The 11,427-nt window shown below is 52.4% G+C and carries 5 protein-coding genes; 1 reads left to right on the top strand and 4 read right to left on the bottom strand.

The annotated features are described in order from the left end of the window. Position 1: 1 nt before the first annotated feature. The 4 genes from ACM5Q9_RS09320 to tkt all read right to left on the bottom strand — a co-directional run bounded on the left by ACM5Q9_RS09320 (position 2) and on the right by tkt (position 10,436). Positions 2-5,869 carry an alpha-2-macroglobulin family protein gene (locus ACM5Q9_RS09320; protein ID WP_418144454.1) on the bottom strand — a complete coding sequence of 1,956 codons (5,868 nt, stop codon included), beginning with the start codon at positions 5,867-5,869 and terminating at the stop codon, positions 2-4. Between the two features lie 121 nt (positions 5,870-5,990). Further along, the gene (locus tag ACM5Q9_RS09315) at positions 5,991-7,190 is read right to left on the bottom strand and encodes a phosphoglycerate kinase (RefSeq protein WP_418144453.1); all 1,200 of its coding nucleotides are present in this window, start codon (positions 7,188-7,190) and stop codon (positions 5,991-5,993) included. A 164-nt stretch (positions 7,191-7,354) separates the two neighbouring features. Then, positions 7,355-8,365, bottom strand: coding sequence for a type I glyceraldehyde-3-phosphate dehydrogenase (gene gap / locus ACM5Q9_RS09310; RefSeq protein WP_418144452.1), 1,011 nt, complete (start codon positions 8,363-8,365; stop codon positions 7,355-7,357). Positions 8,366-8,381: 16 nt separating this feature from the next. After that, on the bottom strand, positions 8,382-10,436 hold the full coding sequence (gene tkt / locus ACM5Q9_RS09305) for a transketolase (protein ID WP_418144451.1): 2,055 nt from the start codon (positions 10,434-10,436) through the stop codon (positions 8,382-8,384). A 201-nt stretch (positions 10,437-10,637) separates the two neighbouring features. On the opposite strand from tkt, the gene ACM5Q9_RS09300 reads away from it, so the two are divergent. Next, positions 10,638-11,375 (top strand): 16S rRNA (uracil(1498)-N(3))-methyltransferase, encoded by a 738-nt coding sequence (locus ACM5Q9_RS09300; protein ID WP_418144450.1) that lies wholly within the window; start codon positions 10,638-10,640, stop codon positions 11,373-11,375. Positions 11,376-11,427 lie beyond the last annotated feature (52 nt).

The following is an 11,427-nucleotide window of genomic DNA, read 5'->3' as shown; positions in this document are numbered from 1 at the left end:
CTTATTGCCCTTTTACCTCGAAGCCGTTCGTATTCGGCAACTCACCATAAACATGCGGCGCATACATGGCTTCGGCACGGGTAGGAGGCAATACGAACTGGCCAGGCGTATTCAGGCGCACGGTATATTCCACCACCGACTCACCGGCAGGCAGGTACTGGTAGTAGGCACGATAAACATCCGCTTGCCGCTCTACAAAACTGGGACCATCCCAATAATCATTTTTTTCACCAACCGTGCTGATCAACGAGTCGCGGCCCAGGCCACTGCCAAGTATGGTGGCACCAGCAGGAACCGGGTCGGACACAATCACCCAGTTCATGGCCGACTTGGCCTTGATGCTGAGCTTGACCCGATAAACATCACCCACGCCCCATTGTGTTTCTGAAGCACGGCTGACCGGCTCGATGTTTTTTTCAATCACGTAACCGGCGTAGGCAGGCTGCGTAACAGGCACCGCCGCCAGGGCACTGACCGTTGCCCATACCCGGCCTGGCCCCTGCTTGGCGAGAGACAGGGACTCTTGGCCGGCATTGGACCACGGAGCAAACACTTTTTGATTGAGGCTTAAATTATCCCAGGACTGGGTTTCTCCGCTTTGTGGCACCAGTGTCATATTCACACTACCCTGCGCCGGCGTTTTTTCAAATTTTCGGGAAAATTGTCCGACAGCCAGCGTTCCCCACAAATTGGCCGTGGTGGTCGACCATGCGCCTTGCTGCTGCATTTGCAACAGGCCCTGCAACATGTAGGGAATATCGTTTTCCCATGCCTTGTTGCCCATGACCGCTAGCAATAGCTTAGCCATATTCGCTTCATTATTAAGCATGAGCCACCAGGACGAGTTACGCCCGGTATCGGCAAAAACCATCGCCGTGCCCTGGCGATCCATGCGCGCGATCAATGCGTGACGAATCCGTTCAAGCATCTGTGCGCGGTTGGGCATGCCCTTGACGCGGGTAACGATATTCATCCAGTCGACAAGCGCTGCGGTTGACCAGTTCTGGGTATCCAGTTTGACTGCCGTCAGCAGGGAAGGCGTGACCATGCCATAGCGGGAAAGCGCCTCAAGGGCTAGCACGCGTCGTTCAACATTGTCATTGACCGGCGCCCACGTATTACGGCGCAATTTACCCAATACGTAATTTTGCAGGCCCTCGAGCATGCGTTCACGGTAGGCGGCAGGAATACCATCCACAATCCCCAGTTTTTGCGCCTCATCGGCCATAGAAACCAGGTATGCGGTCAGCACTACATCACCGTTCAGGACAGCACTGGGGAAATACATGGCCAAGCCATCCTGATCCAGGTAAGACGGCAACTGTTCCATGATGGCCTGCCATTTTTCGGGGCTGTGCAGGCCAACGGCAATGGAAGATACCTGCTCAAGACAAGTATAAGGATAGTTATTGAACCATTTACGGACATTCTGCAAACCGTTGGACAACGTAGGCTGTAGCTGGACCTGTACCCCGCCCACAACCCGGCCTGATTTTCGCAAGGACTCTGGCGGTACCTGCAACTGCAAATCGTTCACGGGCGCTTCAGGCGTTACAGATAACAAGGCTGCCTGGCGTACCGTGACCGGCGTTGCCGGTGACACGGCCTGCGTGAACCGCAACTGATCCAGCGCATCACCGGTTTCCGTTTCGGCAACCCGCAAGGTCCAGGTCAACTTCAGGTTGTCCTGAATGGAGCCCGAGGTAGGCACCAAAACGTCCCAGCTTACTTGTCCGGAACTACCGGCTGCCAGGGCCAGCTCACGGGCGGGCAATGACTGTGCTGGCACCGCAGTACCGGTAAAGCTGGCCTGAACCCGCATTTTCATGTCCCGGATACTTGAATTGCGAACCGTTACCATGGCTTGATAACGATCTCCCTCACGTACCACTTGTGGCAGGCCTGAAATGATTTGCAGATCCTGGGTGGTATTGATGAAAACCGCCTCATCACCAAACAGTTGTGCACCATGATCAGCGACCGCCACTACTTTAAAGCGGGAAATAACATCATTAAGCGGGATATCAATGGTCGCCTGCCCCTGTTCATCCAGCACGATATCGGGCTTCCAAAGCAACAGGGTATCCAGCAACTCCCGGGTAGGGGCACCAATACCGCCGCCGCCCCCTGGTGGCAGGGCCTTACGGCCATAATGGCGCCGTCCGACAATTTCCAATTGTGCCGTTGCCGTTTCAACACTATAAGGACGAATCCCCATCATGCCCTTGAGCAATTCCCAGCTTGGGTTGTCTGACAGCTCAAGCAAGGCCTGATCCACCACAGCAACCGCCACGGTAGCCCCTGCCGCCGGCTTGCCATCGGGCAATACCGCCTTGATGGTTGCCTGGGCGGTTTCACGGATTTTGTATTGCTCCTTGTTGGCACTTAACTGGATATACAGCTTGTGCGCCGGGCTTTGCACCCGGATATCCGTCAAGCCAAAACGAAAGGCCGGCTTGGCCAGGTCAATCATGGCCGTCGGTGCCGCAACTTCTTCGGTATCCTTGCCCCAATTGAACAGGGACAGGCCCGGTGACGAACGGACCCTTCCCCGCAAAGCCAATACGGAAACATAAACATTGGGTCCCCACTCGGGCTTGATATCAATACTGACTGTTGGGTCCTTCCCATCAATATTCACCACCCTGGCTTCCAGCACCCCTTCCCGCTCTACGGCAAGCAATGCAGTGGCCTGGCGGAATGGCATCCGCACCTGAAACCTGGCCTTGTCACCGGCCGAGTATTCCTTGCGTTCGGGAATAATATCTATGCGATCATTGTTTTCACCGGCAAACCAGAGTTCTTCCTGACCAATCACCCACACTCCTGATTCGGCCCGGGACTGATTTCCCTGTTCGTCACGAACTTCTGCGATCAGGCTGAGGCGCCCGGTTTCCGCAAGGGCAACTTCACATTCAAGACGCCCGTCTTTATCGGTGCGGCCTTCACAAACCGTCCCCATATCCTGACTTAGTTGCTGCGTATCATAACTGTAGAAACCGCCTACCAGACGCTTGCGCACGGTATGGGAGGTGTATTTGACGGCCTGGACGCGAATATCGGTTTGTCCAACCGGCTTGCCGGCAGGCGTCAGGGCCAGGGCCGTGATTTTTGCATTTTTGCCCTTTTCAATATAGTAACCGGTACGAATACCGGCCACTATATTGGCCGGCCACGCCGCAACCTGCTGGCTCAGGGTTTGGATTTCACCATTCGGATCCATGAAGCTGGCTTCAAAGGTAAAGGTTTTGGCTTGTTTAACCTCTGGAACCGGGGTAATTTCTACCCGTGCTCCGCCCTTGTCATCCAGCACAAGCCGTTTTTTATCCACAAACAGCTTAACGGCAGAATCCGGCTGCCCATACGCATTATCTTCCTGTAAACTGCGTGGCGGCTCAAAAGAAAAATCAGTGTAATCGGCAAAACTGACCGAACGGTCACGTGCCATGGCAGAAACCGTTACCGGCAACATCCCCGCTGCCCCGCCGGCAATATAATTAAGCTGCAGATCCAGGTCAAGTTTATGCGGTGCAACAATTGCCTTTCCTTCCTGCCCGGGCTGGACAATTTTAAGGCTACCGGTCAGTAGTGGCAATTTAAAGGCCTCGACCCGGAAATTGGCCCCGGAAAAATAATCATTTCCTACGCTATCGAAGCGTGCTTCGTATTCGCCCAGCTTGGCCGATTTGGGAATCGTCCAGCTTGAAACCGCGCTTAATCCACCGCTAGGAGTAGGCTGCCATTCCACAGGGATTTCATAAGTGTCGGATGAGCCTATATGCGAAATGGTAAGCTGTTTGGGCCTGCGTTCAACATCAGGCAAGGCAAAGCCATCCCGGGTTTCGGTACGGATGAAATGTTTCATCGAGACGGTTTCACCGGCCCGGAACAGGCTGCGATCAAATACAGTATGGGTTTTAAGATCAAGCAGATCGCTGCTGTAGCCCATCGGAACATTAAAGCGCCAAGGCTCAATACCCCGGTCCCAGCTGGTGAATGCGAAGGAGTAATCGGGAACGCCATTCGCCATAGGGTGATTTTCAGGAAGACGGGCAGACACAAAATAACCGCTCATGCCATTGCTTTCGCAGTAATCCTTGCCTTTAACGGCTTTGCGCAAGTGCCAGATCCCCTGTTCATCGGTTTGCCCGCCGGCCACCACCTGTCCATCACAGGCCAGCACATTGACCTGTGCATTGGCAATCGGCTTGGCATCATCAAGCGTGGTTACCCAGACCAGGAAATCATCCTTGCCTTTCTTGACGTGTACGCCCATATTGGTAAGCAAAACCGATGTACGCACATACATGAGGTTGCGGTCTTTCAATAAGGACTGCCCCAAATGCGCTGACTTAACCTCCAGTACATGAAAACCGGGTTGCCGCAAAGGCAGCCCGATCACTTCAAACTCACGCTCGTTATTTTTGCCTGACGCGGGCAAATCAACTTTAGTAACGCCTTCCTTATTGGAAAGAATGGAAACCGAACGGGTGTCAATCTCTGTTTTCTGGTCTTCATTGCCCCAGTTAATGGCCTGGTCATTCATGATGGCCCGGATATTGGCCGGACTGTAGCGGGCCTCTTCCAGACGGCGAACCCGGTAAAACCAGTTCAACACATCCTGGTCGGATTGCGGCACAAAATCGCTGACCTGCCCGGGAGAAACAAGATGATCATCCGCCTGCAAGTTGCTTTCCACATTGCGTACCGTCAATGGCACCAAGGCAGGCTGTTCCTTGAGTGATTTGCCGGGCTCGGTTTCAGCATGCATTTCTATGATGCCAAACGTGGATGAGGCAAACTTCACCAGCGGTGGGGTACGTCCAAAGCTGCTTTTTAGGGGAAACTGGCTGGCATTGCTTAATACCCTGCCCGCATCATCCCGAAAATCGGCTGGCAATATGACCCGCATTGCTACATTCTCAGGGAATGGCGGCATAAACCTGACGCTCTCAACCAGATTCTCGGGGGCATCATCATCGTCTTGCCATGAAGGGGAATGAATTTTGCCACCCACTTCTAATTGGATAGCCTTGGCCTGTTCAAGTGGCACCGGTGCGTTAAAGCTTAAGGAAACAGGTTTGACAGGCATACATGCCTGGTTCTGGTTTTCACGCAGGCAACTGAAACTGACCTTGAATGGCTCCCTGACCTCATAATTGCGTTCATAAGGCAGCTCGGACAACAAGCCACTTTGCCCCTTAAGGCCTTTATCGATAAACAGTTGCATTTTGCCACTGGCAGGCAAGCGGCGGCTACATTGCACCACTTCAACCTGCCCGGCACGATCCAAGAGATAATCCAGGGATCCTTTTAATAATTCCAGCTTTTCTTGCTGGTCAAAGACACGGACAGGAATTTGTTCACCGTAGCCGGTTGCCGTGCAAACGGCCTTTTGGGCCAGGGACTGCGGGTTGACAGGAGCCGTAAAATTAATGACGAAAGCCTGCTCTTCATCAACCTGGTCACCATAGGGAACCACATAATCAACACGAGGGCCACCCGTATTGAAGGTGTATTTGGAGTTTGACTGTACAGCCTTGCCTTGCAGGTCACGGAAATCGGCATTGGGTGTAATAGTGCAAGTGACGCCAGAAGGCACCCTGCCTTCAAAATCATACGACCAATTGGATGGATCGCTCCATTTGCCATGGCCTTTCAGGGTAGGATGATCACACTTGACCAACAGGGGATCGGGGCTGTCTGCACGTCCGAGACGAATCACCGGCTCACTGAAACGGGCCTTGACGCTGCTGACTTCATTAATGCGCCCGGTGGGTATCAGTGACGCTATTTCTGCCGCCTGGACGACAGAAATCGTACCCGCCAGCAACACAAAACCCAAGGACACAAAATGTCTTTTATACATTTCCCCTACCCCTATTATTCCTGAAGGGCATCGGCTGATGCCATAATTTTACGTTCTATTCTGAACGCTTATTATGGCATCAGTTTGAAATGTAATAAAGTTTTACTTGTCTGGTAAAAAATTATTCGGCAAACCGTTGTTGCAGGATATCGACGGCAGGCAATGTCTTGCCTTCGAGGAACTCCAGGAAAGCACCGCCACCGGTAGAGATATAGCCAACCTTGTCGGCAATGCCAAACTTGGCAATCGCAGCCAGGGTGTCACCACCACCAGCAATGGAAAAGCCTTCAGAGTCGGCAATCGCTTCGGCAATTTTTTTCGTGCCATTGGCAAAAGCGTCGAACTCGAACACACCCACCGGACCGTTCCAGACGATGGTTCCGGCTTTTTTAAGGATATCTGCCAGGGTATTGGCGGTTTGCTCACCAATATCAAAAATCATGTCGTCATCGGCCACTTCGGTAGCGGCTTTTTCAGTGGCGGGGGTATCGGCGGAAAAAGACTTACCACAAACCACATCAACCGGAATAGGCACACCGGCACCCCGCTTGGCCATGATATCAATCACGGTTTTAGCCTGTTCTACCTGATCGGGTTCTGCCAGGGACTTGCCAATATTCAGGCCACTGGCTAGCATGAAAGTGTTCGCAATACCACCACCCACAACCAGCTGATCCACGCGTTCGGCCAAAGCTTGCAAGATGGAAAGCTTGCTGGATACTTTTGAACCGCCCACGATGGCAACCATCGGACGCTTGGGGTTTTGCAACACACGGCCCAAGGCAGCCAGTTCAGCCTCGAGCAGCGGACCGGCACAAACCACCGGTGCAAAACGGGCCATGCCATGGGTAGTTGCTTCGGCACGGTGAGCCGTACCAAACGCATCATTCACATATACATCACAAAGCGCTGCCATTTTACGCGACAGTTCTTCGCTATTCTTTTTCTCGCCCACATTAACGCGGCAATTTTCCAGCAACACAACCTGTCCTGGCGCAACTTCGAAACCGCCATCAACCCAGTCCTGAAGCAACTTAACAGGCTTGCCCAACAATTCGGACAAACGGGCAGCCACGGGTGCCAAACTGTCTTTATCAGTCAGGGTGCCTTCAGTGGGACGACCCAAATGGGAAGTAACCAATACGGCAGCGCCGGCTTCAAGAGCCATTTGAATGGCGGGTACCGAAGCCCGGACACGGGTATCTTCAGTGATAACGCCCTGATCATTCAAGGGAACATTTAAGTCAGAACGGATAAACACGCGTTTACCCTTGAGTTGGTCCGCCTTGGCCAGTGCGGAAAGCGTTTGAACGTTTACCATTATTTTTGCAGGTCCTTAGTTTATGATTATCGTCTGCATGGAGCAGGCCATTTCATGCAGACCGCGCATCCATTCATTGTGATTTGACAATATTGATAGTGATAAGGAAAAACGGCATCTTGAAGAACCGGATGCCGTTTTTCGTGGGTTGCAAAATGAACTGATTATTTGGCGTTCATCAAGGCAACAGTGGTATCAAGCATACGGTTGGAGAAACCCCACTCGTTGTCATACCAAGAGGCAACTTTAACCAGCTTGCCGGAAACTTTAGTCAGGGTAGCATCAAATGAGCTTGATGCCGGATTATGGTTGAAGTCGATAGAAACCAACGGTGCTTCGTTGTAATCCAGGATACCTTTCAAGGCACCTTCGGAAGCGGTTTTCAGGATAGCGTTAACTTCTTCAACGGTTGTTTCACGGCTGGCGATGAAAGACAGGTCTACCATGGAAACGTTGATCGTGGGAACGCGGATCGCGTAGCCATCCAGTTTGCCATTCAATTCGGGCAATACCAGGCCAACGGCAGCAGCAGCACCGGTTTTGGTCGGGATCATGCTCATGGTGGCAGAACGGGCACGACGCAGGTCTTCGTGGTAAACGTCTGTCAGCACCTGGTCATTGGTGTAGGCGTGAACAGTGGTCATCAAACCGGTTTCAACACCCAGGGCTTCGTGCAAAGGCTGAACCAGCGGAGCCAGGCAGTTGGTGGTGCAAGATGCATTGGAAATAACGGTATCGGTCGCTTTCAGGACTTGATGGTTAACGCCATAAACCACGGTTGCGTCAACATCTTTGCCACCGGGAGCGGAAATGATGACTTTTTTGGCACCGCCTTTCAGGTGGGCACTGGCTTTTTCTTTGCTGGTGAAAAAACCGGTACATTCCAGCACTACGTCAACATTCAGCTCACCCCATGGCAGTTCTGCCGGGTTGCGGTTTGCCAACACACGGATTTTGTCTCCGTTAACAACCATGAAATCGCCATCAACCGTTACCGTGCCAGGAAACTTTCCGTGGGCGGTATCATACTGGGTTAAATGAGCATTGGTTTTAGGGTCACCCAAGTCATTGATAGCGACAATTTCAATATCATGTGATTTGCCACTTTCGTAGTGGGCACGTAGTACGTTGCGGCCGATACGACCGTATCCATTGATTGCAACACGAATGGTCATTACATTCTCTCCTGGTTTATAAAACTTGTTTGACAGCGTCGGCCACTTTTTCAGAAGTTAGGCCAAAGTGCTTGAATAAAACGCCAGCGGGTGCCGATTCGCCATAGGTGTCAATACCTACCACGACGCCATCACGTCCGGTATATTTATACCAGATGGAAGAAACGCCTGCCTCTACAGCCACACAAGGCAAATCTTTTGGCAAGACAGAATCTTTCCACGCTTTTGGCTGGCGGTCAAATACATTGGTACTTGGCATGGAAACCACACGTACCGGAATATTTTCACTGGCCAGGGATTCCTGGGCTTTCAGGGCAATTTCAATTTCAGAGCCAGTGGCAATAATAATGGCTTTGGCCTGGTCTGCATCACGCAATACATAGCCACCTTTTTCAATATTGGCCAGCACTTCAGGGCTACGCTCAACAAAAGGCAGGTTTTGACGTGACAGCAGCAAGGCACTGGGACCACCATGCTGTACATTTGTACCCACGCTGGCCGGGCGGCTTACCGAAGCCTTCCAGGCGATAGCGGTTTCGATGGTATCGCAAGGACGCCAAACATCCAGGTTGGGGATAAGACGCAGGCTGGCGGCATGCTCGACGGACTGGTGGGTGGGGCCATCTTCACCCAAACCAATCGAATCATGGGTGAAAACATGCACCACACGCTGCTTCATTAGTGCAGCCATGCGAATCGCGTTACGGGAATAATCGGAAAAAGTCAGGAAAGTGCCACCAAATGGCAGGTAACCGCCATGCAAGGCAATACCGTTCATGATGCCGGCCATGCCGAATTCACGCACGCCATAATTGATATGACGGCCAAACTGCAGGCCACTGCTGGTAGCACGAACCGGCGCTACACCTTTCCAGTCGGTAAAGTTGGATCCGGTCAAATCGGCGGAGCCACCCAGAAACTCGGGCAGGATTTCAGCCAAGGCCGCAATTGCAAACTGTGAAGCCTTGCGTGAGGCAACTGTTTCAGCCTTGGTAACGGTTGATTGCAGGTAAGCATTGAATTTATCGGCAAAGTCGGCGGGCAGTTCACCATTCATGCGGCGGGCCAGCTCTTTGGCTTCGTCAGGAAAAGCCTGTGCATACTGGTCAAAACGTGCTTGCCACTCGCCTTGCAACTGGAGGCCACGCTCTACCTGGCTCCAGCCCTGGTAAACCTCATCGGAAATTTCAAAGGCAGGCAGGTCCCAACCAATCGCGGCACGGGTGGCTTCGATCTCGGCAGCACCCAGCGGCGAGCCATGAACCTTTTCAGAACCGGCCATATTAGGAGCACCTTTACCAATAACCGTCTTGCAACAGATAAGGGTGGGGCCAACATTACCAGCCAGCGCCGTTTCCTTGGCCTGTGCAATGGCACGATCAACCGCATCAACATCGTGGCCATCTACATCACGGATAACGTTCCAGCCATATGCTTCAAAGCGTTTGGGCGTGTCATCGGCAAACCAGTTTTCAACCTGGCCATCGATGGAAATACCATTATCATCGTAAAGGACAATCAGACGGGACAGCTTGAGGGTACCGGCCAATGAACCCACTTCGTGGGAAATACCTTCCATCAGGCAGCCATCACCCACAAAAGCGTAGGTAAAATGATCAATAACCGGCAAACCAGGCTTGTTGAACTCGAGGGCCAGCAGACGCTCGGCCAAGGCAAAACCGACGGCATTGGCAATACCTTGTCCAAGGGGGCCGGTGGTGGTTTCCACACCAGCGGTAACACCCACTTCAGGATGGCCCGGTGTTTTGGAATGCAACTGGCGGAAATTTTTCAATTCCTCGATGGAAAGATCATAACCGGTAAGGTGCAGCAAGGCATATAACAGCATGGAACCATGACCATTGGACAGCACGAAGCGGTCACGATCAAACCAGGCCGGATTTTGCGGATTATGACGCAAATGGCGGGTCCATAAAGCCTGTGCAATTTCCGCCATACCCATGGGGGCACCGGGGTGACCGGAGTTTGCCTTTTGCACGGCATCCATGGCAAGTGCACGGATTGCATTTGAAAGAAGTGACGGATTATTGCTTGTGGCAGTATTCTTCATGTGTGTCCTATGAATTCTTGCGAACAAATTTTTTCAATAACCTATAATTTTAGCACTCTAAACCTTGCACTTTGCCGACTGCCTGTATAAAGTAAAATTTATCCTTGCAATTGGCTTGCCTGCAAGGATAAATTTTCGCACAGGCTTATGACCTGCCCCTGTCAATCAGGATTAACCTGTTTATTCATACTGTTTATTTCAATGGCTACTCCCCGGTTTTATTGCCCTATCCCGCTGCCCCTTCATCAAACCATCGCACTGCCCGACAATGTCGCCCACCATGCCTCCCGGGCCCTGCGCCTGCGTGAAGGTGACGAAATCATCCTGTTTGACGGCAAGCAGGGGCAATACCATGCCGAACTGTTATTCATGAACGGCAAAGCCATGGCCGATATCAAACACTTCAATGCACAAGAGCACGAACTCAAAGGCAAAATCACCCTGGTCCAGGGCTTGCCTTCGGGCGACAAAATGGACTGGATCATTGAAAAAGCCAGCGAGTTGGGAGTACAGCATTTAATTCCCGTCCAGGCCGAACGTAGCGTGCTGAACTTAAGCGGCAATCGCCTTGAAAAGCGCCAGGATCACTGGGAAAAAGTGGCTGTTTCAGCCGGAGAGCAATGCGGCAGGAACCGGATATTGCAAATAGAACCCCTGCAAACCCTGGCGCAGTTTATAGCCGATCATGCCCATCTGGCACACCAGCTGCTGTGTCACCCGGAAGGTGGCACCAGTCTGGCCGCTTATTTGAAGACGCAGCCTGACATCCAGGAAATTTGCCTGATTGTGGGGCCGGAAGGGGGATGGTCCAAGCGAGAGCTTGATGCACTCACAAAAAGTGGCGCCAGCCAGGTTACTTATGGGTCAAGGGTCCTGCGCACGGAAACGGCTGGCCTTGCGCTTACGGCGGCCTGCTCGGCATTAATGGACTGGGTTTGAAGGCGCCAGGGGCAGCCCAAAGCGGAAAAACAACTTTCCGCTTGTTTATTGG

This window comes from Advenella sp. RU8, from assembly GCF_048381675.1.
Classification (GTDB): domain Bacteria; phylum Pseudomonadota; class Gammaproteobacteria; order Burkholderiales; family Burkholderiaceae_B; genus Advenella.
Note: the sequence above shows the minus strand (reverse complement) of the source record. Positions and strands in the feature narration are given on the sequence as shown.